Annotated in this window: 21 protein-coding genes and 1 tRNA gene; 12 read left to right on the forward strand and 10 right to left on the reverse strand. The window is 57.1% G+C overall.

The window, feature by feature from the left end; genetic code table 11:
* The first annotated feature begins 269 nt into the window (after positions 1-269).
* From traF to trmL, 4 genes are all read left to right on the forward strand, one after another.
* Positions 270-1565, forward strand: a complete 1296-nt coding sequence (traF, locus tag QVZ43_RS03525) for a conjugal transfer protein TraF (RefSeq protein ID WP_302908897.1) — start codon at positions 270-272, stop codon at positions 1563-1565.
* A gap of 132 nt (positions 1566-1697) precedes the next feature.
* On the forward strand, positions 1698-2819 hold the full coding sequence (locus QVZ43_RS03530; RefSeq protein ID WP_302908898.1) for a tRNA nucleotidyltransferase/poly(A) polymerase-related protein: 1122 nt from the start codon (positions 1698-1700) through the stop codon (positions 2817-2819).
* Between the two features lie 107 nt (positions 2820-2926).
* On the forward strand, positions 2927-4105 hold the full coding sequence (locus QVZ43_RS03535) for an acetyl-CoA C-acetyltransferase (RefSeq protein ID WP_302908899.1): 1179 nt from the start codon (positions 2927-2929) through the stop codon (positions 4103-4105).
* A 5-nt stretch (positions 4106-4110) separates the two neighbouring features.
* Positions 4111-4575 carry a tRNA (uridine(34)/cytosine(34)/5-carboxymethylaminomethyluridine(34)-2'-O)-methyltransferase TrmL gene (gene trmL, locus QVZ43_RS03540; RefSeq protein WP_223794397.1) on the forward strand — a complete coding sequence of 155 codons (465 nt, stop codon included), beginning with the start codon at positions 4111-4113 and terminating at the stop codon, positions 4573-4575.
* Positions 4576-4648: 73 nt separating this feature from the next.
* Here trmL and secB read toward each other — a convergent pair whose 3' ends face one another.
* Positions 4649-5155 carry a protein-export chaperone SecB gene (gene secB / locus QVZ43_RS03545; RefSeq protein WP_223794398.1) on the reverse strand — a complete coding sequence of 169 codons (507 nt, stop codon included), beginning with the start codon at positions 5153-5155 and terminating at the stop codon, positions 4649-4651.
* Between the two features lie 141 nt (positions 5156-5296).
* Entirely contained in the window at positions 5297-5713 is a 417-nt protein-coding gene (locus QVZ43_RS03550) for a rhodanese-like domain-containing protein (RefSeq protein WP_223794399.1), read from the reverse strand.
* Between the two features lie 143 nt (positions 5714-5856).
* Between QVZ43_RS03550 and gpmM the strand changes: the two genes are divergently transcribed.
* The 4 genes from gpmM (at position 5857) to QVZ43_RS03570 (ending at position 10897) form a co-directional block, all read left to right on the forward strand.
* Positions 5857-7404: a 2,3-bisphosphoglycerate-independent phosphoglycerate mutase gene (gene gpmM, locus QVZ43_RS03555; protein WP_302908900.1), complete on the forward strand. Its 1548-nt coding sequence runs from the start codon at positions 5857-5859 to the stop codon at positions 7402-7404.
* Positions 7405-7426: 22 nt separating this feature from the next.
* The gene (locus tag QVZ43_RS03560) at positions 7427-8560 is read left to right on the forward strand and encodes a murein hydrolase activator EnvC family protein (protein ID WP_420890885.1); all 1134 of its coding nucleotides are present in this window, start codon (positions 7427-7429) and stop codon (positions 8558-8560) included.
* A 97-nt stretch (positions 8561-8657) separates the two neighbouring features.
* On the forward strand, positions 8658-10067 hold the full coding sequence (locus QVZ43_RS03565; protein ID WP_302908902.1) for a S41 family peptidase: 1410 nt from the start codon (positions 8658-8660) through the stop codon (positions 10065-10067).
* 23 nt (positions 10068-10090) lie between these two features.
* Positions 10091-10897 (forward strand): divergent polysaccharide deacetylase family protein, encoded by an 807-nt coding sequence (locus QVZ43_RS03570; RefSeq protein WP_420890900.1) that lies wholly within the window; start codon positions 10091-10093, stop codon positions 10895-10897.
* Between the two features lie 9 nt (positions 10898-10906).
* Here QVZ43_RS03570 and hisF read toward each other — a convergent pair whose 3' ends face one another.
* The 5 genes from hisF to QVZ43_RS03595 all read right to left on the reverse strand — a co-directional run bounded on the left by hisF (position 10907) and on the right by QVZ43_RS03595 (position 14302).
* Positions 10907-11680, reverse strand: a complete 774-nt coding sequence (gene hisF / locus QVZ43_RS03575; RefSeq protein ID WP_223794403.1) for an imidazole glycerol phosphate synthase subunit HisF — start codon at positions 11678-11680, stop codon at positions 10907-10909.
* Positions 11681-11691: 11 nt separating this feature from the next.
* Positions 11692-12429 (reverse strand): 1-(5-phosphoribosyl)-5-[(5-phosphoribosylamino)methylideneamino]imidazole-4-carboxamide isomerase, encoded by a 738-nt coding sequence (hisA, locus tag QVZ43_RS03580; protein ID WP_302908903.1) that lies wholly within the window; start codon positions 12427-12429, stop codon positions 11692-11694.
* A gap of 36 nt (positions 12430-12465) precedes the next feature.
* Positions 12466-13104 carry an imidazole glycerol phosphate synthase subunit HisH gene (gene hisH / locus QVZ43_RS03585; RefSeq protein ID WP_302908904.1) on the reverse strand — a complete coding sequence of 213 codons (639 nt, stop codon included), beginning with the start codon at positions 13102-13104 and terminating at the stop codon, positions 12466-12468.
* A gap of 25 nt (positions 13105-13129) precedes the next feature.
* Complete coding sequence (hisB, locus tag QVZ43_RS03590) at positions 13130-13723, reverse strand: imidazoleglycerol-phosphate dehydratase HisB (RefSeq protein ID WP_223794406.1); 594 nt, start codon at positions 13721-13723, stop codon at positions 13130-13132.
* Between the two features lie 117 nt (positions 13724-13840).
* A complete protein-coding gene (locus tag QVZ43_RS03595; protein WP_223794407.1) occupies positions 13841-14302 on the reverse strand; it encodes an SRPBCC family protein in 462 nt (153 codons plus the stop codon).
* A 190-nt stretch (positions 14303-14492) separates the two neighbouring features.
* Between QVZ43_RS03595 and QVZ43_RS03600 the strand changes: the two genes are divergently transcribed.
* The 4 genes from QVZ43_RS03600 to QVZ43_RS03615 all read left to right on the forward strand — a co-directional run bounded on the left by QVZ43_RS03600 (position 14493) and on the right by QVZ43_RS03615 (position 18287).
* On the forward strand, positions 14493-16679 hold the full coding sequence (locus QVZ43_RS03600; RefSeq protein ID WP_302908905.1) for an AsmA family protein: 2187 nt from the start codon (positions 14493-14495) through the stop codon (positions 16677-16679).
* Positions 16679-17743, forward strand: a complete 1065-nt coding sequence (mutY, locus tag QVZ43_RS03605; RefSeq protein WP_302908906.1) for an A/G-specific adenine glycosylase — start codon at positions 16679-16681, stop codon at positions 17741-17743. The genes QVZ43_RS03600 and mutY overlap by 1 nt, the downstream gene beginning before the upstream one ends.
* A 74-nt stretch (positions 17744-17817) precedes the next feature.
* Positions 17818-18090, forward strand: coding sequence for an oxidative damage protection protein (locus tag QVZ43_RS03610; protein ID WP_223794410.1), 273 nt, complete (start codon positions 17818-17820; stop codon positions 18088-18090).
* 121 nt (positions 18091-18211) lie between these two features.
* Positions 18212-18287, forward strand: a tRNA-Phe gene (locus QVZ43_RS03615).
* A gap of 113 nt (positions 18288-18400) precedes the next feature.
* Here QVZ43_RS03615 and QVZ43_RS03620 read toward each other — a convergent pair.
* The 3 genes from QVZ43_RS03620 to QVZ43_RS03630 all read right to left on the reverse strand — a co-directional run bounded on the left by QVZ43_RS03620 (position 18401) and on the right by QVZ43_RS03630 (position 22106).
* Positions 18401-19825: an O-antigen ligase family protein gene (locus QVZ43_RS03620; RefSeq protein WP_302908907.1), complete on the reverse strand. Its 1425-nt coding sequence runs from the start codon at positions 19823-19825 to the stop codon at positions 18401-18403.
* 133 nt (positions 19826-19958) lie between these two features.
* Positions 19959-21095, reverse strand: a complete 1137-nt coding sequence (locus QVZ43_RS03625; RefSeq protein ID WP_302908908.1) for a tetratricopeptide repeat protein — start codon at positions 21093-21095, stop codon at positions 19959-19961.
* Between the two features lie 42 nt (positions 21096-21137).
* Positions 21138-22106 (reverse strand): type II secretion system F family protein, encoded by a 969-nt coding sequence (locus QVZ43_RS03630; protein WP_302908909.1) that lies wholly within the window; start codon positions 22104-22106, stop codon positions 21138-21140.
* Positions 22107-22108 lie beyond the last annotated feature (2 nt).

The raw sequence follows: 22108 nt of genomic DNA on the forward strand, positions 1-22108 counted from the left end.
CGACAACCATCAATCCGAGCCATTCACGACTGACTGGACAGCCTGTCCGTGGTGACTCAACCCACCTCCACTAACGCCTTGACCTTACTGCCAGCCAGCCCTCGGCCTCAGCCCCAACTGCAGTAAAACGCGGCAAGATTCTGCCGCCGCTTACACATTAGTAAACAAACCGTCACTAATTACCTCATGCGCCACACCGCCAAACTGACCTAACCTCCTATCAATATTCGTTTTTTTCGCAACACCGATCAAAAGCAAGGCACCAGACAATGAAAAACAATCAATTGACCAGACTGTCCGTGGCCATTGGCCTTTCCATTGCCACCACGTCCGCTATGGCCAGTCCACAGTCCTTTATGTCATCCCGCTCTTTTGGCATGGCAGGCACTGGAGTGGCAGTCGCTCACCCTGCCAGCGCTCCTACTGACAACCCGGCGTTGATGGCCGGCGACCACCACGACTGGTCTGACGACTTTGGATTGATTCTGCCGTCGGCCAATATTCAGGCAGCGGACGAAGAAGAAGTTATCGATCAGATTGACGACATACAGGATTCGATCAATCAACTGAACGCGAACATCTCCAGCTTTGAGGGCGCACCGAGTGAAAGCGGAAAAGACGCAGTCCAGGCTGCGGCCGCAGACGTTGGGGATCGTCTTGAGAAGTTTGACCAGGATACCGTACGAACCAACCTGGGTGCAGGGCTTTCCCTCGCGGTACCAAGCAAAGCCGTCTCAGTTGGCTTCTTTGCCAATGCCAACCTCACAGCAACGGTCCGGGGTGACCTGAGCGATCAAGACCTGGCCACGATCGACACCATCGCAAATGCTGCGGACGCCACCGATCTGGAGAACCAGCTGAACAACGCAGGCATCACAGACGCCAATGGGGACATCAACCTGACCTCAGAGGGCCAGGTACTCGCTTCCGCGGTTGGCGAAGTGGGCGTGAGCTTTGCGCGTCAGTTCGACCTTTCCAACGGCAACGTTTTTCAGCTTGGCCTTTCACCCAAATACATGGAACTCCGTACCTTCCAGTACAACGAAAGTGTTTCCGGATTTGACGACGAAAATGCCGATGCTGACGAAAACATGACCGAAGACAACGGCTTCAACGTCGACATCGGTGCCGCTTACCGGTTTGGTGAAGAAGGCCAGTGGAACACCGGCATGGTCGTTAAGAACCTGATTCCCATGGAACTGGATTCCGTCGACAAGCAGTACACCTTGCACATCGATCCAATGGTCACCGCGGGCATTGCCCACTCAGGCGAGTACCATGTCGTTACCGCAGAGCTGGATCTGACCAAGAAAGAGGCCTTCGGTTTTGAAGACGACACCCAGTGGCTGGCCGTGGGCGCAGAGTTCGACGCCTGGCGATATGCCCAACTGCGCGTTGGTGTTCGCCAGAACCTGGCCAGCAATGACGACAACGACGGCATTGCCGAAGAAACCCAGTTTACCGCAGGCCTGGGCGTCAACCTGATGGGCGTCCGATTCGACCTGGGCGCACTCTACAGCGATGCCGATGTGGGCGCCGCCCTGGAGTTTGGCACCGCGTTCTGATTTTCCAACGGAAACAGCCAGAGCCCGCCCGGTCACGCCGCGCGGGCTTTTTAATGCTGACCCCGGGTTTGCCTCTGGCCACGTCGAACCGGATAATTCCCGGACCATCTTTAATCAGGGAACAGACCTTCCATGCAAACTTATCTGGTTGGCGGCGCCGTCCGAGATGAACTTCTTGGCCTTGAGGTTAAAGACCGGGACTGGGTGGTTGTCGGTGCAACACCGGACCAGATGCTGGCAGAGGGTTTCAAGCAAGTAGGCGCTGACTTCCCCGTCTTCCTCCACCCCGGAAGCCGGGAGGAATACGCCCTGGCCCGCACTGAACGGAAGCAGGGGCATGGCTACCACGGCTTTGAGATCTACAGTGCGCCGGACGTCACCCTGGAAGAAGACCTGAAGCGGCGGGACCTCACCATCAATGCCATGGCCCGGGACAACCAGGGCCATATCATCGACCCGTTCAACGGCCAGCAAGACATCCGGGACCGTCAGCTGCGCCACGTGTCGGAGGCCTTTGCCGAGGACCCACTGCGGATACTGCGAATCGCCCGGTTTGCCGCCCGGTTTGCCCCCATGGGCTTCGAGGTGTGCCAGAACACCATGGAACTGATGCAAACCATGGTCAACGATGGCGAGGTGCATCATCTGGTGGCCGAACGGGTTTGGCAGGAAATCCAGAGAGCTCTGCAGGAGAAAGAGCCCGGAACCTTTTTTGAGGTACTTCGGGCCTGTGGTGCCCTCGACGTGCTGATCCCGGAACTCAGCCCGCCTGAGCGTTTCGATGCCGCCATGGCCGCCCTGCACTGCGTCCACCGCCACGACGGAAACCTGACCCAGCGCTTTGCCGCTTTGATGTCTCCGGTTCCACCACAGGAGATGTCTGAACGAGCCAGGGCACTGAAAGCACCCAACGACTGCACCGCCCTGGCACAGCTACTGGCCACCACCCAACCGATACTTGGCGAAAGCACCGGCACAGCTCCCGGTGCCAGTGAATTGCTTGGTCTGCTCGACCGCGCCGATGTCTGGCGCCGGGCTGACCGGTTTCACACCCTGCTGGAGGTCCTGAGGTGTACGTTGCCGGAAATGGCCATCACTAACCTTGATGCGCTTCAGCGAGCAGCGACGGCAGCCGCAGGGGTCGAACCAAGGCAGCTCCTGGACAAAGGGTTCAAAGGCAAAGCCCTGGGCCAGGCCATTCAGCAGGAACGGCTGAAATGCATTGAACAGGCACTGACGGGCAAGAACCGCTAACCACACCGGCTACCTTGGGCCGGGTGCAACTTTCCGGCTACAATTCCGTCATTCTAAAACTTGCGCGAACGGAGCCAGACCCGCGCCCAGCGAATCGGAGAGATCTTATGCGTGATGTTGTCATTGTTGCCGCCAAACGTACCGCCATTGGCGCCTTTGGTGGCGGCCTGTCCAGCCTCAAGGCCGATCAGCTTGGCACCACAGTGATCAAAGCCCTGATGGAAGAAACCGGGATTGCCGGCGACCAGGTAAACGAGGTGATTCTCGGTCAGGTGCTGACTGCCGGCTGCGGCCAGAATCCGGCTCGCCAGGCCTCTATTAACGCGGGGCTGCCGGCCTCTGTGCCCGCCATGACCATCAACAAGGTGTGCGGCTCCGGCCTGAAAGCGGTTCACATGGCCGTTCAGGCGATCAGCTGCGGCGATGCTGAACTACTGATTGCCGGTGGCCAGGAAAGCATGAGCCAGTCGCCCCACATTCTGCCCAACAGCCGCAACGGCCAGCGCATGGGCAACTGGAGCATGGTCGACACCATGATCACCGACGGACTCTGGGATGCCTTCAACGACTACCACATGGGCATCACCGCCGAGAACATCGTGGAAAAGTATGGAATCAGCCGGGACGAGCAGGACGCCTTCGCCGCAGCCTCCCAGCAGAAGGCGGTTGCCGCCCAGTCTGCCGGACACTTCGACAGCCAGATTGTGCCGGTTTCCGTGCCTCAGCGTAAAGGCGACCCGATCGTGGTCGACAAGGACGAATGTCCGCGCGATGGCGTGACCGGCGACGGGCTGGGCAAGCTCCGCCCCGCCTTCAAGAAGGACGGTTCCGTGACCGCCGGCAACGCCTCCTCCCTGAACGATGGTGCTGCGGCGGTGATGGTCTGCAGCGCCGACAAGGCCCGCGAACTGGGCCTGACACCACTGGTCACCATCAAGGCGTATGCGAACGCGGGGGTCGACCCCACGATCATGGGCACCGGTCCGATTCCGGCCAGTCAGCGCTGTCTGCAGCGTGCCGGCTGGAGCGTGGATGACCTGGACCTGATCGAAGCTAACGAAGCGTTCGCTGCCCAGGCGATCTCTGTGAACCGGGACCTGGGTTGGGATACGGACAAAGTGAATGTGAATGGCGGTGCCATCGCCCTGGGTCACCCCATTGGTGCCTCCGGCTGCCGCATTCTGGTCACCCTGCTGCACGAAATGGTGCGCCGGGACGCCAACAAAGGCCTGGCCACCCTGTGCATTGGTGGCGGTATGGGCGTTGCCCTGGCGGTCGAGCGGTAACCTTGATGCTGAACGTGGTGCTGTACGAGCCGGAGATTCCGCCCAACACAGGTAACATCATCCGGCTCTGTGCCAACACAGGCTGTCAGCTGCATCTGATTGAACCGCTGGGGTTCAACCTCGAGGACAAACAGATGCGGCGCGCGGGGCTGGATTACAGCGAATACGCCACGGTGAAGGTACACCCGGACTATGACGCCTTTCTGGAGGCCGAACGCCCAACCCGGCTGTTCGGGTTCACGACCAAAGGCCAGCGCCATTACCATGAAGTGGCGTTCGAAGACGGTGATTACCTGATGTTCGGCCCGGAAACCCGGGGGCTGCCGATTGAGGTTCGGGAGGCATTACCCGCCGGAAACCGGCTAAGGGTGCCCATGCGACCGGAAAGCCGTAGCCTGAACCTGTCCAACACGGCAGCGCTCGTGGTCTATGAAGCCTGGCGTCAAATGGGATTTGCCGGCTCGATCTGACTCTGCACGCCTGGAACGCCAGCACAAAAAAACCGGCCACAAGGCCGGTTTTCTCTATACGGAAGAACGCGAATCAGTGTGTCTGCGACTCTTGCTTGCCCGCTTCTTCGCCACCCTCTTCCTGCTTGCGCTTCAGCGCCTGGGCGTAGATGGCATCAAAGTTGACCGGTGCCAGCATCAGGGCCGGGAAGCTGCCCTTGCCGACGATGCCGTCGATGGCTTCGCGGGCGTAGGGAAACAGAATGTTCGGGCAGTAGGCACCGAGCATCTGACCCAGCTGAGGGCCTTCAATACCACTCACCAGGAAAACACCGGCCTGCTGGATCTCAACCAGGTACGCGGTTTTCTCGCCGATCTTGGCAGTAACCGTCAGTGACAGAACCACTTCGTACTGGTTGTCGCTCAGTTTGTTGTGAGACGTGTTGAGATCGAGGTTCACCTGAGGCTTCCACTGCTCCTGAAACACCAGTGGGGAGTTTGGTGATTCAAAGGACAGGTCCTTCACGTAGATGCGCTGAAGGGCAAACTGGGGTTGGTTCTCGTTTTGACTGCCTGCGGCGGCCTGCTGGTTCTCAGCCATGGTCTTTCCTTTTGTTCTCTTTCGTGGGCCTGACGCCCTTGTTAATAAAATGTGCTACCGGAGCCGTGTACCGACTGGCTCCGCCGACTGATGTGAAACAGTGCGGCAGAATGCGCTCCAGATCAAGGCCTCTTGCACGCCTTACTTTTTCACCAGCGGCAGATTGTTGGCTTTCCAATCGGTGATCCCACCGTTCAGGCGCGCCACATTGGTGAAACCTTCGGCGTTCAGCTGCTTCACCGCCATGGCCGAATGCTGGCCCATCTTGTCCGCCACAATGATCTGTTTGTCCTTGTGCTTGGACAGCTCACTCACCCGGCTTTTCAGACTGTTGAGAGGGATGTTGATGGCACCGGTGATACGCCCCTCGCCATATTCCTTGCGATCCCGGATATCCAGCACCACCGCCTGATCACCGTTAATCAGCCGGATCACTTCCTGTGCCGATACTTTGCTGCCACCACGACGGGATTCCAGAATGACGATAGCAACCAGAAAGGCAACAAACAGTGAAGCAAGGATGTAATGGTTAACAACGAACTCGAAAAAGCGATCCATGAAAATACCCTGAAGAAAAATTTTGGCTGGATTATACACGCACCGGCCGAGTCACAGAAGGCAGGCAGCATGGCTTGTCTGTGCCAAACCGGTTAGAATCCGGGGTCTCTATTTTCCCATTTTTTATTCGATCGGAAGGACTGATGACCGCGACCCGCAAGCCGACTGCACTGATTATCCTGGATGGCTGGGGCCACCGTGACCCGGCTGAAGACAATGCCATCAGCAACGCCAACACGCCGTTCTGGGACAAACTCTGGCAATCCCAGCCAAAGACCCTGATCAACACCTCCGGCATGTTCGTGGGGCTGCCCCAGGGTCAGATGGGCAACTCGGAAGTGGGCCACATGAACCTGGGCGCGGGACGCGTGGTGTATCAGAGCCTGACCCGTATCGACAAAGAACTGGAAGACGGCAGCTTCCAGAAAAATGAGACGCTGTGTGCCACCATCGACAAAGCCGTCAGCGGTGGTCGGGCGGTTCACCTGATGGGCCTGCTGTCACCAGGTGGCGTTCACAGCCACGAAGATCACATTCTCGCTGCTGCCGAGATGGCGGCGAATCGCGGAGCGAAAGAAGTCTACATCCACGCCTTCCTCGATGGCCGGGACATGCCGCCGCGCAGCGCCAAACCATCCCTGGAAAAGGCCGCAGCCAAGCTGGAAAGCCTGGGCGTGGGGCGCGTTGCCTCCATCGTCGGCCGCTACTTTGCCATGGACCGGGACAACCGCTGGGACCGTGTCGAAGGCGCCTACAACCTGATGACCCAGGGCAAAGCAGCGTTCACCGCAATCGACCCGGTCAGCGCCCTTGAGCAAGCCTATGCCAGGGAAGAGAACGACGAGTTCGTGCAACCGACCCGAATTTATTCCGCGGGTCAGCCGGAAGGCACCATCAACGACGGCGACACGGTTCTGTTCATGAACTTCCGGGCCGACCGTGCCCGGGAAATGACCCGCGCGTTCGTCGAGCAGGATTTCGATGGTTTTGATCGGATCAAGCATCCTGAACTGGCGGATTTCGTCATGCTCACTGAGTATGCGGCAGACATCAAAACCAGCTGCGCCTACCCGCCCGAGCAGCTGTCCAATGGCCTCGGCGAGTACATGGCCAAGCTGAACAAGACCCAGCTTCGCATCTCCGAAACCGAAAAGTACGCTCACGTGACTTTCTTCTTCAACGGCGGAATGGAAACTCCGTTTGACGGCGAAGACCGCATTCTGGTCCCCTCCCCTCAGGTGGCCACCTATGACCTGAAGCCGGAAATGAGCGCACCGGAAGTCACCGACAAGCTGGTGGACGCCATCAAGAGCGGGAAGTATGACCTGATCGTGTGCAACTACGCCAACGGCGACATGGTCGGACACACCGGCAAGCTGGATGCCGCCATCAAGGCAGCTGAATGCCTCGACACCTGCGTGAAGCGCGTTATTGAAGCGCTTGACGAGGTCGGCGGCGAGGCCCTGATTACGGCCGACCATGGCAACTGCGAGCAGATGACCGATCCGGAAACCGGACAGGTTCACACGGCCCACACCAGCGATCCTGTGCCGCTGGTCTACACCGGCCCGCGCAAGGTTTCCTTGCTGGATGATGGCAGCCTGAGCGACGTAGCGCCCACGCTCCTGGCCCTGATGGGACTGGAGCAGCCCAGCGAAATGACCGGGCACAGCCTGGTAAAAGCTGACTGACCGCTGCGAACTGACAGCCGTGTTGCGGTTAATACCGGCTCTGCTCATCACGCTTCTGGCAGGCACCTCGGCAGCTCTGGCCCAGGATGAGGTTACGCCGTCCCAGGTGCGAGAACTGAAGGAACGCATAGCGGGCATCGACGAGTGGCTGAGCGATGCCGAACGAGATCGCTCAGCGCTTGAACGCCAGCTTGCTGCAACGGAGCGGAAAATAGGCCGCCTGACCCGTGAGCACCGGGATCTGGAGCAACGCACGGAAAAACTGAAGGCTCGCCTGAAAGAACTGGAACAGGAAGAACGCCAGCTCGTTACCAACCTGAATCGACAGCGGGACAGCCTGAAACGTCAGATCCGGGCCGCCTGGATGGAAGGTGACACTCCGGCTATCAAGGTTCTGCTTAATGAAGTCGATCCGGACCGGGTCGCTCGCACCATGACCTACTACGAGTATCTCAGCCGGCATACGGTTGAGAGCCTGGAAGCCTTCCGCGCCAGTCTCCGGGAACTGAAAGACGCCAGAGCCAGCATCCAGACCACCCGCACCAACCTGGCCCGCACCGCCGCAGACATTGCCAGCCGGCAAGCCGAGCTGGACGAAAGCCGCAGGGAACGCCAGCAAACCCTGGCCAAACTCAACAGCGACATCCGTACCCGTAAAAGCGAGCGGGAGAATCTGGAAGCTGACCGCCAGCGGCTGGAAAAGCTGCTCAGGGAAGTCCAGCAGGCGATCGCCAACATCCCTGCCCCCAACGAATCCCAGCCATTCAGCTCATTGCGCAACAAGCTTCCCTGGCCCGTGCAGGGCAAAATCGTCAGTAACTACGGCGATCAATACGCCGGCGGCAAGCTGAAACGAAGCGGCCTGCTGATCGGCACCGGCGAGGGCACCGAGATCAAGGCCATCCACTACGGACGAGTCGTTTTTGCCAACTGGCTTCGTGGCTTCGGCTTGATGACCATCATTGATCATGGCGATGGCTACATGACACTCTACGGCCATAACAGCAGCCTGTTCACCAGCCCGGGCGACTGGGTGGCAGCAGGCGAGCCCATCGCTGTTGCAGGGCGTACCGGCGAGGCTGACAGCCCCGCGGTGTACTTTGAAGTTCGCCACAATGGCAAGCCGGTCAATCCCAGGCGCTGGCTTGCGAACTGAGTACTCCCAACAGGGCTGACAAACGAAGCGCTGGACGCCATACTGTCTGACATCAGGGAAACAAGTCCAACTATTGGAATAAAAACAGGATATGTGAATGAAGCGGGCCAGACGTCCATCCCATGCTCTTCCTCTGAGTGCCATTGTCCTAAGCACTTTTTTTACCGCTATCCCCGGACTGGCACTTGCCCAGGATCAGGAAGATGATGGTAGTCAGACCTACCAAGGCACCATTAATGGACAGCAGGTCGAGGTCACCCTGCCGGACCCGGAGAAGCAGCTTCCGCTGGAAGACCTGCGCAAGTTCACCGAGGTCTTTGCCCGTATCAAGGATGCTTATGTGGAAGAGGTGGATGACCAGCAACTGCTGGAAAGCGCCATCAAGGGCATGCTTTCCGACCTGGACCCGCACTCCACCTACCTTGCCCCCAAAGACTACGAGGAACTGGAGGAAAGCACCTCCGGCGAATTTGGTGGCCTGGGCATTGAGGTTGGCATGGAGAACGGCTTCGTCAAAGTCATCGCACCGATTGATGACACCCCGGCCCAGAAGGCCGGCGTGCAGGCCGGCGACCTGATCATCAAGCTGGACGAGAAGCCAGTTAAGGGCATGACCCTCGAAGAGGCCGTGTCATTGATGCGGGGCAAACCAGGCAGCATCCTCACCCTGACCATCATGCGCGAGGGTGAAAGCGCCCCAATCGAAATCGATGTCGAGCGGGACATCATCAAGGTCACCAGCGTGAAATCCCGCATGATTGAGAACGGCTACGGCTACGTCCGCATCACCCAGTTCCAGGCCGAAACCGGCAACCAGTTCCGCCAGGCACTTGAGTCGCTGGAAGAAGAGAATGGCAACACCCTGGACGGGCTGATTATTGATCTGCGCAACAACCCGGGCGGTGTCCTCCAGGCTGCGGTTGAGACCGCCGATGCCCTGCTGGACCAGGGACTGATCGTTTACACCGAAGGCCGTATCCAGAGCTCCCGCCTGCGCTTCAGTGCAACTGCAGGAGATTTCATGCCAAGCACGCCGGTGGTTGTGCTGATCAACGGTGGATCCGCGTCTGCCTCCGAAATTCTGGCCGGCGCTCTCCAAGACCATGGACGTGCCGTGATCATGGGTACCCAATCCTTTGGCAAGGGCAGCGTACAGACGGTTATCCCGCTGGACGAGGCTCACGCCATCAAGATGACCACCGCCCGTTACTACACCCCCGATGGTCGCTCCATTCAGGCTACCGGAATCAAGCCGGACATCGAGGTTCGCCCGGCTGAACTGACAGAGCTCGACAGCCAGCCCTTCTTTACCGAGGCGGACCTGAGCGGCCATCTGGAGGGCCAGAACGAAAACAAGGATGGCGAGACAGCCAAGGAAGAAAACGGCCCTTCGCCAGCTGAACAGGATTATCAGCTTCGCTCCGCCCTGAACCTGTTGAAGGGCCTTCATATTTTTGGCAGTAAAGATGGAAACACCGCCATAGAGGGACAGGATATCAGCCAGTGAAGTTGTTCCGCCTTACGACGGTCCTGGCGGCCATACTGGCCGCCCCATTCGCAACGGGTAACTCAGATACCCCGGACAAACCAGCCGACAAGGCCCTGCTTCCGACCATCGCCATCATCATCGATGATATGGGGCACAACCGGGAACAGGGCGAACGCCTGGCCAATATGGAACAGCCCCTGACGCTGGCGTTCCTGCCCTTCCGCCGCCACACCGTGTCGCTGGCGGAGCTGGCACACCGCCAGCGCAAGGAAATCATGCTGCACTCACCCATGGCCAACACCCGAAACCTCTCACTGGGTGCCGGCGGACTGACCTCCGACATGGATGAAGCCAGTATTGCCACCACCCTTCGTCGTTCCCTGCAGGCCATTCCCCATGTGCGCGGCGTGAACAATCATATGGGCAGCCTGCTCACCCAGAGACTGGAAATGATGGACTGGGTGATGAAGGAGCTGACCAAGTACCCGGTCTACTTCGTGGATAGTCGCACCATCGCCACCTCGATCGCCGGAGACGTGGCTCAGGCCTATCAGATTCCCAGCATGACCCGGGATATCTTCCTCGACCACGAGCAATCTGAAGACTTCGTTGACCGTCAATTCAAGAAGCTGATCCGGCGCGCGAAGGAAAATGGCACCGCCATTGGCATCGGTCACCCCCACAAGGTGACGGTCAATTACCTGGAAAAACACCTGCCCGAGCTGGATGCCCAGGGCGTAGCCATTGCGACCATCAGTGGCCTGTGGGCGATCCGGAATGGCAATCGGGAGATGTTTGCCGATGGGGAAAAGCAGGCGATTTCGCCTGCCCTGGCCCGGAATCCGTAGACGAACAACTCAGTCCCGGACTTCAATCCCCTGATTTTTCATGAAGGCCTTGGCCTCGGGAATGGTGTGCTGGCCAAAGTGGAAAATGGACGCCGCCAGCACCGCATCGGCCCCCCCTTTGGTGACGCCGTCCGCCAGATGCTGGAGCTCTCCGACGCCACCTGAGGCAATCACCGGAACACTGACGGCATCGCTGATAGCCCGAGTCAGGCCGAGATCGAAGCCAATTTTGGTGCCATCACGGTCCATACTGGTCAACAGAAGCTCGCCCGCACCCAGTTCGACCATTTTCCTTGCCCAATCCACAGCATCCAGGCCAGTTGGCTTGCGGCCACCGTGGGTAAAGATTTCCCAGCGCGGCTTTTCGCCCTCGGCGCTCACCTGCTTGGCATCAATGGCCACGACAATGCACTGACTGCCAAACCGGTCGGCAGCCTCACGAACGAACTCCGGATTGAACACCGCCGCAGTGTTGATGGACACCTTGTCGGCACCCGCATTCAGTAGCTTGCGGATGTCATCGACGGTACGCACGCCCCCACCCACGGTCAGTGGAATAAAGACTTCCGCCGCCATGCGCTCGACGGTTTCGTAGGTGGTATCGCGACTCTCATGACTGGCCGTGATATCGAGAAAGGTAATTTCATCGGCGCCCTGTTCGTTGTAGCGACGGGCCACCTCAACCGGATCTCCGGCGTCACGGATATCAACAAAGTTAACACCCTTGACCACCCGGCCCTTATCAACATCCAGACATGGAATAATGCGCTTTGCCAGTGCCATGACAGACCCCCTTACGCCTTCAGGCTATCGCAGTAGGCCTGAGCTTCCGCCACGTCCAGTGTGCCTTCGTAAATCGCACGCCCGGTGATGGCGCCCACCACGCCCTGATCGGCCACCGTGGCCAGGCGCTTCAGGTCATCCATATTGGTTACACCACCGGATGCAATAACGGGAATGCCGCCTTCGCGGGCCAGTGCGGCAGTGGCCTCCACGTTCACGCCCTGCATCATGCCATCGCGGCTGATGTCGGTATAAACAATGGAATCGACGCCGTCGTCAGCAAATCGCTTGGCCAGGTCAGTCGCCATCACTTCGGACACTTCCGCCCAGCCGTCGGTGGCGACCCGCCCGTCCTTGGCATCCAGGCCCACAATAATGTGGCCTGGAAAACGCTTGCACATCTCGGTTACGAATTCGGGCTCTTTGACAGCCTTGGTGCCGATAATCACCCACTGGACACCGGCCTTAAGGTAAGCCTCGATGGTGTCGGCCGAGCGGATACCGCCACCAATCTGAATGGGCAGGTCGGGGTATTTGCGCGCGATCGCCTGAACGATCTCACCGTTGACCGGCTCACCGGCAAAGGCGCCGTTCAGATCCACCAGGTGCAGTCGGCGGGCTCCAGCGTCTACCCAGCGGGTAGCCATATCAACCGGGTCATCACCAAACACCGTGGAATCGTCCATTCGGCCCTGGCGCAAACGAACGCATTTGCCGTCTTTGAGATCAATGGCGGGAATAATCAGCATAAAACAGAATCCGTGTTAGCGAGTCAGACCGTCCGGTTACTGACCGGACCAGTCAACGAAGTTTTTCAGAAGCTGGAGACCGGCGCGGGCGCTTTTTTCGGGGTGAAACTGCACCGCGAAAATATTCTCCCGGGCAACGGCCACCGCCAGGTCGACGCCGTAATGACTCCGGCCCGCCATGTCGGCATTGCCTTCGGCCTCGGCATAATAGCTGTGCACGAAGTAGAAACGGTCACCATCCGGAATGTTATGCCACAGGGGATGATCGACCGTCTGGTAAACCTCGTTCCACCCCATGTGCGGCACTTTCAGGCGTTCACCGTCCTCAACCAGGTTGTCACCGAAGAAACGGACCTCTGACGGGAACAGACCGATACCCTCGACACCACCGTTTTCTTCGCTGCGGGACATGAGCGCCTGCATACCAACACAGATGCCGAGAAACGGGCGGTCCCGGGAAACTTCCCGAACCAGCACATCCACGCCCAGCCGGCGAATTTCGTGCATACAGTCACGGATGGCGCCGACGCCGGGCAGGATCACATGGTTGGCTTCACGGATCTGGTCGGCGTTATCGGTAACCAGCACGTTCACATCGGGTGCAACGTGCTCGACCGCTTTTCGGGCAGAGTGCAGATTCCCCATACCGTAATCGATAATGGCAACGGTTTTCATAGCGCGCTTCGCTGTCCTTGAACGATTACAGGGAACCCTTGGTGGACGGTGTAATACCGGCCATCCGCTCATCCATCTCGATGGCCATACGCAGGGCGCGACCAAAGGCCTTGAAGACCGTCTCGATCTGGTGGTGGGTATTCTTGCCCTTCAGGTTGTCAATGTGGAGGGTGACCATGGAGTGGTTCACGAAGCCCTGGAAAAACTCGCCAAACAGATCCACGTCGAAGCCACCCACCACCGCACGGGTGTAGGGCACATCCATCAACAGGCCGGGGCGGCCAGACAGGTCCATCACCACCCGGGACAGGGCCTCATCCAGCGGAACATAGGCGTGACCGTAACGGCGAATACCTTTTTTATCCCCGACGGCCTGTTTGAAGGCCTGACCCAGCGTGATACCGATGTCTTCCACGGTGTGGTGATCGTCGATGTGCAGGTCGCCTTTGCAGACGATGTTGAGATCGACCAGCCCGTGACGAGCGATCTGATCCATCATGTGTTCGAGGAAGGGAACGCCGGTATCAAAAGTAGCCTTACCGGTGCCGTCGAGATCAATCTCAACGGTAATCTGGGTTTCAAGGGTATTACGCTCTACCCGAGCCTTGCGTTCGGCCATTAGGGACTCCGTCACTTTTGGGCGACATAATGCCGCAAAGTTTCAATCCGCGGATTATACAGTCTAAGCCCGCCGGAGTCCCACAGGCTGATCAACCACGCTGTTTGACCAGCGGTTTTAGAACGCCGACTTCAGGTTGTTCATGTAGATATCAACCAGACCGTTGAACTCGTGCTTCACCACCGGGCTGATGGCAAGCTTGAGCAGGCTCGGCAGCGGGAGGGTCAGCTCCGCATTGGTGCGGAACTTGGCAACAGTGGCGTTATCGCCCTTGGCGCTCAGCTCCCAGGCTCCGCGTACAATACCGTTACCCTCGCCCTTGATGGGCTCCCAGGTAATCCTGCCGGCGTCTTTGTCCGCGTGATACTTGCACGCGTAAACAGACTGAATGGCGTGTTTGTCGATCCCCACTTTTTCCATTTCCCAGCGGTAGGTGTTATCCCCCAGATCGGTCAGCTGATGAACTTTGGGGAAATGACTGGCAGAACGGGGAACATCCGCCAGCAGCTCAAACACCTCGTCAAAGCCGCCTGGTATTTCAATTTCCCGATTCAGCTCGATGGTTACAGTAATGGCCACGGTCGCTCCTTTTATTGTGCTTATACGCATCAAACTTGTTGAAAATAAGAAGGTTCGTATTGTGACTTAACACTACCGCATTTTCATACTCCCCCGCTGTTAATTTGTTAACCCTGCGGTATCCTTTCGTTAATCGGCGACCACCGTCGCACACTTGGCAACACATTCCCGGGAAAAGGAAGCCACGATCATGAAAGTTGTTCGTTATTTGCTGATCGCCATTGTTGCACTGATCGTCCTCGCTGCAGTGGCCATTGCCATCGCCATGGCAGTGATCGACCCCAACAATTACAAACCACAAATTGAACATGCGGTGGAAAAACACACCAACCTGGACCTGGTACTGGACGGCGACATCAGCTGGTCCTTTATCCCTCTTGGCATCGAACTGAACGATGTGGAAGCCAATCTTGAGGGTGGTCGCCTGGTGGCACTGGAACAAATGGTGGCGCAGGTGGATTTCATGTCCCTTGTCACCATGTCGCCCCGGGTCGGCACCTTTGCCCTGAGTGGGCTGGATGCCCGCCTGGAAGTCAATGAGCAGGGCGAAGGCAACTGGACACGGATCATGCCGGAAGGCACAAGCACCGCCGAGGCCGAACAGCCGGCGCAGGAGCAGCCCGCCGAAACAGACAGTGAACCGGCTCAGGAGTCCGACGGCGAACCCCTGGCGTTCAACGTCGAGAACATTGAAATCACCAACGCCCAGGTACATTACACGGATAAGCGCACAGGCCAGGCCGTCACGCTGGAGAACTTCACCGTGAATGCCAGTGACATCGCGCTGGATTCCGAATTCCCTCTGGATGTGACCTTCCGTGTCGAAACCGCAAAGCCCCGGTTCGAGCTGAACGGCGACATCAGCACCCGCATTGAAGCCAACGAAGCGCTCAATGCCTTCGCCATTTCCGGACTGAAAGCGGTGTTCGATATGGCAGGAGAGCCACTGGGCGGTAAGTCTGTGACCGCCGAACTCGAGGGCTCCGCCAGCGCTGATCTTGAAAATGAAACCGCGACTTTGAGCGACTTCACCCTTGGCCTGGCCGACCTCTCCGTTACCACCGATCTGAACGTGAAAGGCTTTGGCGACAAACCCACGATCAGCGGCACCTTCGCCCTGAACGAATTCTCTCCGAAGGCCTTGCTGGAAACCCTGGGCCAGGCACCGATCGAAACGCGAGATCCGGACGTGCTTGAGTCCGTGGCATTTTCAACCAGCATCAGTGGCGCCGAGGGCAACATCGAACTGTCCGATATCAAGCTGGCACTGGACGACACCACGTTCGAGGGCTCAGGCAGCTTCAACCTGACCAACCAGGCGACAACCCTGAACCTGACCGGCGACAAGCTGAACCTTGACCGTTACCTGGCACCGGAACCGGAAGGCGACGCCACCGAGCAGGCACCTGAAGAGACAGCAACCAGCAAGACCGCCAGCAGCAACTCAGGAGAAGCCGACCTCCTGCCGCTGGAAGCCCTGCGCGCCCTGCTGCTGGATATCGACCTCGGCCTCGGTGAACTGATCGCCAGCAACCTAACCATCAATGACATCAAGGCCAGCACCACTGCCAAAGACGGCTTGCTGAAAGTCGACGAGTTCAGCGGCAAGCTTTACGACGGCAGCTTCGGCGCCAACGTCACGCTGGATGCGCGCAAAGATGCCCCCGACTGGAAAGTAAGCGCTAACGTCACCAATGTGCAGACCCTGACATTGCTGACCGACCTGGCGGAAGTGGACATGCTCGCCGGGGGCGCCAATCTGAAGGTCAACGTCACCACCAAAGGAAACCGGACTACCGCGCTTCGTGATAACGCGAAAGGCGAGATCGGATTCAATCTGGCCGAAGGTGAGTTCCGCAGAATGAACCTTACCCGCATGGCCTGCCAGGGCATTGCACTGGCCAATCAGGAAAGCCTCGGCAACAGTGGCTGGGGCACCACTACCCCGTTCAACGATATGCGCGGCACCCTGAAGATCGATGGCAGCACCCTTGAAAACACCGACCTGGTAGCCGCCCTCGCCGGCATGACGCTGGAAGGTGACGGCACTGTAAACCTCGAGCAGAAAAACCTGGATTACGAGGCCGGCCTTCGCATCACCGGCGAAATCCACCGGGACGAAGCCTGCCGCGTCAGCGATGTCGTCCAGAACGTGGTTATCCCGGTTGAATGCCGGGGCAGTCTGACCGACGACCCTGCCAAGCTGTGCTCTTTTGACGGTTCCCGTTTCCGCGACACACTCAAGGATATGGCCGCCAATGCCGCCAAGGCCAAAGCGGAAGAAGAGCTGGACCGCGCCCAGGAAAAAGCCGAAAAGAAAATCCAGGAAAAGCTCGAGGAGGAGCTGGGCGACAAACTGAAAGGTCTGTTCAAGTAATGCCTGACAACTTCGCCGGGCGTTTGCTCGAATGGTACGACCAGCACGGCAGGCACGACCTGCCGTGGCACCACAACCGCAATGCTTACCGGGTCTGGGTGTCTGAAATCATGCTTCAGCAAACCCAGGTGACCACGGTCATCCCCTACTTCAATGCCTTTATGCGGCGTTTCCCGGATGCCCGCGCTCTGGCAGAAGCGCCGGAAGATGATGTGCTCAGCCACTGGTCCGGACTGGGCTACTACGCCCGCGCCCGGAACCTGCAAAAAGCCGCGAAAACGGTCATGGCTGAGTTCGGAGGTGAATTCCCACAAGATCAGGACAAACTCGAGAGCCTGACAGGCATCGGGCGCTCAACCGCCGCCGCCATCCTGACCCAGGCCTTCGGCAAGCGGGCCGCCATTCTGGATGGCAACGTCAAGCGGGTTCTGGCCCGCTACCACGCCGTACCCGGATGGCCGGGCCAGACCAGCGTCCTGAACAGGTTGTGGGAATACGCGGAACAACACACGCCACACGATCGCGTGCGCGACTACACCCAGGCCATCATGGACCTGGGCGCCATGGTGTGCACCCGAACGCGACCACAGTGCGACTCCTGCCCTCTGCAGGCGGACTGCACCGCCTACGCTCGTGGGGAGGCCACTCTTTATCCTGGTTCCAAGCCCAAGAAGGCCAAACCGGAAAAAACCACCTGGATGGTCATTCTGGAAGACTCACAAGGCAGAATTATGCTGGAGCGACGTCCACCGTCCGGCATTTGGGGCGGTCTGTGGAGCCTGCCAGAACTGGACCCGGCTTTCGGCGCAGACGAACTACAGGATGCCTGTGAGCGGAAGCTCGGCATTGCCTGCGAAACGCCTCAACTGATCAGCGGCTTCCGGCATACCTTCAGCCACTATCATTTGCACATTCAGCCAGCCCGGCTGCGCGTACACGGCAGCCACGTCGTTGCTGATAGCGACAACCTGCGCTGGCTGCACCGGGACGAAGCGCTTACCCTGGGCTTGCCGGCCCCCATTCGCACCCTGCTCACTGACGCCGAACAGGCAGCGCTGCTCTGACGCACCGGGGTGCGCCAGAGCCCCTCCCCTTTCTGGTATCATGCCCGCAGATTCATTCACCTGAAGGAGCGACCATGAGCCGCACCGTTTTCTGCCGCAAGTATCAGAAGGAACTCGAAGGCCTGGACTTCCCCCCCATGCCCGGCAAAAAAGGCCAGGAACTGTTCGAAACCGTCTCCAAACAGGCGTGGGAAGAATGGCAGTCCCAGCAAACCATGCTGATTAACGAAAAGCACCTGAGCCTGATGGACCCGAACACCCGCAAATACCTGCAGGCACAGATGGAACACTTCCTCGACAACGAACCGTTCGACAAGGCCGAAGGGTACGTGCCACCGGAGCAATAACCGCTCATTGGTCAAGGGCTGAACAGCACCGAAAAGATTCGGATTTTTTTGCCACTCAGCCTTGACTCAAAACAGCGAAACCGGTTTAATAGCGCCCCGTTGCACGACAGCACTGCAACATGCCCGGATAGCTCAGTTGGTAGAGCAGGGGATTGAAAATCCCCGTGTCGGTGGTTCGATTCCGCCTCCGGGCACCATCCGAATTCCATGATAAAGCCCGCTTTTTAGCGGGCTTTATCATTTCTCACCGATGCAATTATTACTGCCTATAAAAGCCCAACTTACCCAGATCAGAAGGCAATAAATTGAGTCACTGGGCTCTTGGGAAATTCCCATGAAGCCAGAATCTTGGGGCCCACAGATCATCCTCAAAGGATTCTTTATCTTCGAGCATCGCCTGATGGTACTGCCAGACTTCATGCAACCAAAGCCCCGACAGTGAAAGACTTATTACGAAAACCGCCAGGGCAGAAGTGGCATGAGTTGTCGAGCCTTTCGCTGTTTGATTTCTTGTCTCATGATGCCCAAGAAGCGTCCAAAATATCGTAATTATAAACAAGCCAACCAGCATGGATGCGGGAGCAAGAAACACCGCAGAAACACTCGCATGAACCAAAGCAGCAACAACGGAGGCCGTAAAGGCGATTAAGCAAAGTGCATACTCTTGGCTGTCTCCACTTTGGACAAATGCTCTCTTCTTTAGAAGCTTCCCAAACGCGACGGCAACCAATCCAAGGACCCCAAAGACAAAAATCCAACCGTATTCAGCCGCCCAGAAAAGATACATATTGTGCGGGTGCGAAAACTTGGTTGCATTCTGATAACTGTCGGTCAATAACTCGTGAGTCAACCAAGATTGGGCACCCATTCCAAAGGGCGCATGGACCATGCTCATGGCAAAGGCTTCTATAAACATAGGGATTCTACCCGAATCACCCGTATTTATATCTACATCCAAGCTCCCAGCATCACCAGCCATAAACACTGGAAGCCCGATAGAAAGGATCAGCCAGAACAATAGCCCTAGAGAAAGGTGACGAAGCAACTCTTTCAACCACGGGAAAGCGGACTGCCCCATTAACACCACTGAAAAAAACACACTGGCAACAAGACCTACCATACTACCTCTCGCAGAAGATAATATAAGAACCCACCACCAGAGACCGCCCGCTATCAGCACACAGAGGCGCCATAGCCCCGAGCGTTTCAAAGGACCAACAAACACAGCCAAGGGTAGAAGAGGAAGCGCCCAGGAGGCGATATGACTCCAGTAACGGATATTGTTAAAGCCCCAAGGCAGGTAATCGATTACTCTGAATTCACCTTCCTGCATTTTGCCCGCATAGATGATTAAAGCCACATAACCATACATCAGACACCCAACAACCAAAGGGTAAAGGAAGCTCTCTGCCAGGGACTGAACATTTGTCATCCCTGCACCTCCAAGCCAGGCCGCCAAGAGAATCGGAAGAATAAAAAAACCGCCAAACATAACCGGTTCAACCCAGCCATAAAGCGCTCCGCCACTCGTCCCGGAAATGCTCATTGCGGCCAACAAAAGGCAGCAAAACCCCAGGGCATTTCTATAGCCATTTAACGACTGGAAATTACAAATTAGACGAGGAAGCGAAACTAGAGTGAGACCGGCTAATATCCCCACGAAGAGGAAACGCTGAATGGCATATAAGTCAAAGTCCGAAGATAAGAAGCCTCCAAACAATACGACCACCACCACGCTGGTCGCCAAAATCCCGAATGAGGCGGGGTATATCCGGTAGTTTATCTGCACGCTAGTACCACAACAGCTAAACAAAAAATGTTTGCGTTACGCTCAAGCAAATTGCCAAAGTCAAAGTGAGCACTTCCGATTAGTTGCCGTCGCCCCAACCTTGTTGTGCATAACGCAGATTATCCTGGGCGAGACCAAAATAAGTGGGAGAGCTGTCTATCGCTCGCTGGAGGTACCGCTTTGCGACATCAGTCTGCCCCTGGAGCAAGGCGAAATAACCTATATCGTTCATCGCATCAGGGGTGTCGGCCACCCTCCTCAATGTCCGCTCGGCCTGCTGATGCTTACCAAGGCGAGCATAAAGTAACGCCAGATTTGACCATGCCCGCTTGAACTCTGGCTTCGCACGCACAGACCGCTGGAAGTAATGCTCAGCCAATATCAGGTCACCCTCCAAATAATGCGAATACCCCATATTGTTTAGTGTTTTGGCATCATCACGATTGACAACAAGGACCAAACTATAATGATCACGGGCCTCGCCATATCTGTCCCAGAGGTCAAAAATGATACCCAGTGCGCTGTAGCATGCCAGCGGTGAGTGCTCATCCAGAGCTAAGAGCGGACCATCCTGCTCTGCGCCCCTGATTTTCACCTTCTGAATGTCTGCATGTGGTACCACCGCCGTCTCAGCAGAATCTGCGTCACTGGTCTCGGCCGCATTGTACTGTCTCAGCCCCGCACCGCCTTTTTCAAGGCGATTTAAACTGGAACGATATGCAGGCGTTTTTTTTGACTCAACCCCCTCAGGGGAGTTTTTCTCGTTTGCCGGAAACAGCTTGGCAGCCAACCGTTCCTGATCCTGTTCACGAATCGCTTCGAGGTCTGAAAATGCTCTGTGGACCTGCCCTTTTCGCAACATAATCAGAGCCTTACCCAGACGTGCAGGGATATATTCGGGCTGAAGCTCCAAAGCATCAGAGTAGGCTTGCTCCGCCTCCCGGAAGGACTCCTTTTGCTCCTGAATAAAGCCAACCCGATACAGCACTTCCGCACTTTCGGGCGCCTGGGCCAGTACCTTGATGTAGTGTTTCAGTGCCAGGTTGTAATTTCCTGCTTCATAAGCCGTGTCGGCCCGCAAGCGCAGTTGCTCGGAATCTTCCGGCTCACTCAGATTGCCAACTGTTTTCCCTGTGCTCGCGCAGCCCACTAATAAAAGCTGAGCAGACATCACCGCAACGGCAACACTTCGAAAAATTTGCGCCTTAAACTTCATTGGCCTGAACTCCTACGACTTTTTTGTTTGATAAAGAGCAGCTTAGAACGCCTTATCCCATACTTGCGCGACTTTCAGGATTGAGGGCCCGACCGCAACGATGAAAAATGATGGCCAGATACAGAAAATGGTGGGAAAAATCATTTTTACACCCAGTTTTGCAGCCTTCTCCTCTGCCGCCTGCTGGCGCTTATCCCTGAGCTCTTCCGCGTAGATTTTTAGTGTCTCCGCAATTCCCGTACCCAAGCGAATACTCTGGGTAATGGCTCCGTTCAAGCCGCGGATGTCCTCCAGCCCTGTCCGCTCGGAAAACTCCGCCAGAGACCTTTCAAGACTAATACCTCCACGAACCTTTTTGCAGACCAGGTCAAGCTCATGGGCAAGTTCGAAATGACTCAGCTTTATTTCACTGGCCACCCGCTGCAACGCTCCCATCAGCGTCAATCCGGACTCACAGCAAACCACAAGGAGATCCAGCGCGTCAGGAAACCCTCTGCGCATCAGGCTCTTTCGATTCGAAGCAATTCGATCAAGGACCAAACTTGGAAGCAGAAAGGCAATACCGAGGAACCCAGCAACAACATACATCGTGACGGCTTTTGACAGGTCAGGAAACGCCCGCAAAAAGACGTACACCGCCACCAGACTGAACAACACTAAAACAATTCTCACTCCGTTGTAGATGGCCAGCGCTGAATCATTATGGAAGCCAGCCTGGATCAGGGTACGCTTGACCTCATCGCCACCGATCGCAAACGATCCGAGAAACGTTTTCTTGTGATTAAACGTGAGACTGCCTTCAAGCCGTCCCTTCAGCTCTTGCTGGTATGACTCACCCTGACTCACCAGAGCGCCAACCCGCTTACTTCGCGGAGAGTAAACACCCGAGACAAAATACTGAACCGCGATAGCAAGACTTAGCCCAGCAACACCCGCGATCACATAAATGCCGAACGCAGAATAGGTTTCGTTCTGAGTAAAGTCATTGATTAAGCCAACTAGAAAATCCATAG

This window comes from Marinobacter suaedae, assembly GCF_030519635.1.
Classification (GTDB): Bacteria; Pseudomonadota; Gammaproteobacteria; order Pseudomonadales; family Oleiphilaceae; genus Marinobacter; species Marinobacter suaedae.

Bases quoted from the DNA above. Each gene is read 5' to 3' on its own strand.
- QVZ43_RS03530 (WP_302908898.1), top strand. From the start codon at position 1,698: ATGCAAACTTATCTGGTTGGCGGCGCCGTCCGAGATGAACTTCTTGGC.
- traF (WP_302908897.1), top strand. From the start codon at position 270: ATGAAAAACAATCAATTGACCAGACTGTCCGTGGCCATTGGCCTTTCC.
- gpmM (WP_302908900.1), top strand. From the start codon at position 5,857: ATGACCGCGACCCGCAAGCCGACTGCACTGATTATCCTGGATGGCTGG.
- trmL (WP_223794397.1), top strand. From the start codon at position 4,111: ATGCTGAACGTGGTGCTGTACGAGCCGGAGATTCCGCCCAACACAGGT.
- QVZ43_RS03550 (WP_223794399.1), bottom strand. From the start codon at position 5,713: ATGGATCGCTTTTTCGAGTTCGTTGTTAACCATTACATCCTTGCTTCA.
- hisH (WP_302908904.1), bottom strand. From the start codon at position 13,104: ATGAAAACCGTTGCCATTATCGATTACGGTATGGGGAATCTGCACTCT.
- QVZ43_RS03630 (WP_302908909.1), bottom strand. From the start codon at position 22,106: ATGGATTTTCTAGTTGGCTTAATCAATGACTTTACTCAGAACGAAACC.
- hisF (WP_223794403.1), bottom strand. From the start codon at position 11,680: ATGGCACTGGCAAAGCGCATTATTCCATGTCTGGATGTTGATAAGGGC.
- secB (WP_223794398.1), bottom strand. From the start codon at position 5,155: ATGGCTGAGAACCAGCAGGCCGCCGCAGGCAGTCAAAACGAGAACCAA.
- QVZ43_RS03600 (WP_302908905.1), top strand. From the start codon at position 14,493: ATGAAAGTTGTTCGTTATTTGCTGATCGCCATTGTTGCACTGATCGTC.
- hisB (WP_223794406.1), bottom strand. From the start codon at position 13,723: ATGGCCGAACGCAAGGCTCGGGTAGAGCGTAATACCCTTGAAACCCAG.
- QVZ43_RS03610 (WP_223794410.1), top strand. From the start codon at position 17,818: ATGAGCCGCACCGTTTTCTGCCGCAAGTATCAGAAGGAACTCGAAGGC.
- mutY (WP_302908906.1), top strand. From the start codon at position 16,679: ATGCCTGACAACTTCGCCGGGCGTTTGCTCGAATGGTACGACCAGCAC.
- hisA (WP_302908903.1), bottom strand. From the start codon at position 12,429: ATGCTGATTATTCCCGCCATTGATCTCAAAGACGGCAAATGCGTTCGT.
- QVZ43_RS03535 (WP_302908899.1), top strand. From the start codon at position 2,927: ATGCGTGATGTTGTCATTGTTGCCGCCAAACGTACCGCCATTGGCGCC.
- QVZ43_RS03565 (WP_302908902.1), top strand. From the start codon at position 8,658: ATGAAGCGGGCCAGACGTCCATCCCATGCTCTTCCTCTGAGTGCCATT.
- QVZ43_RS03625 (WP_302908908.1), bottom strand. From the start codon at position 21,095: ATGAAGTTTAAGGCGCAAATTTTTCGAAGTGTTGCCGTTGCGGTGATG.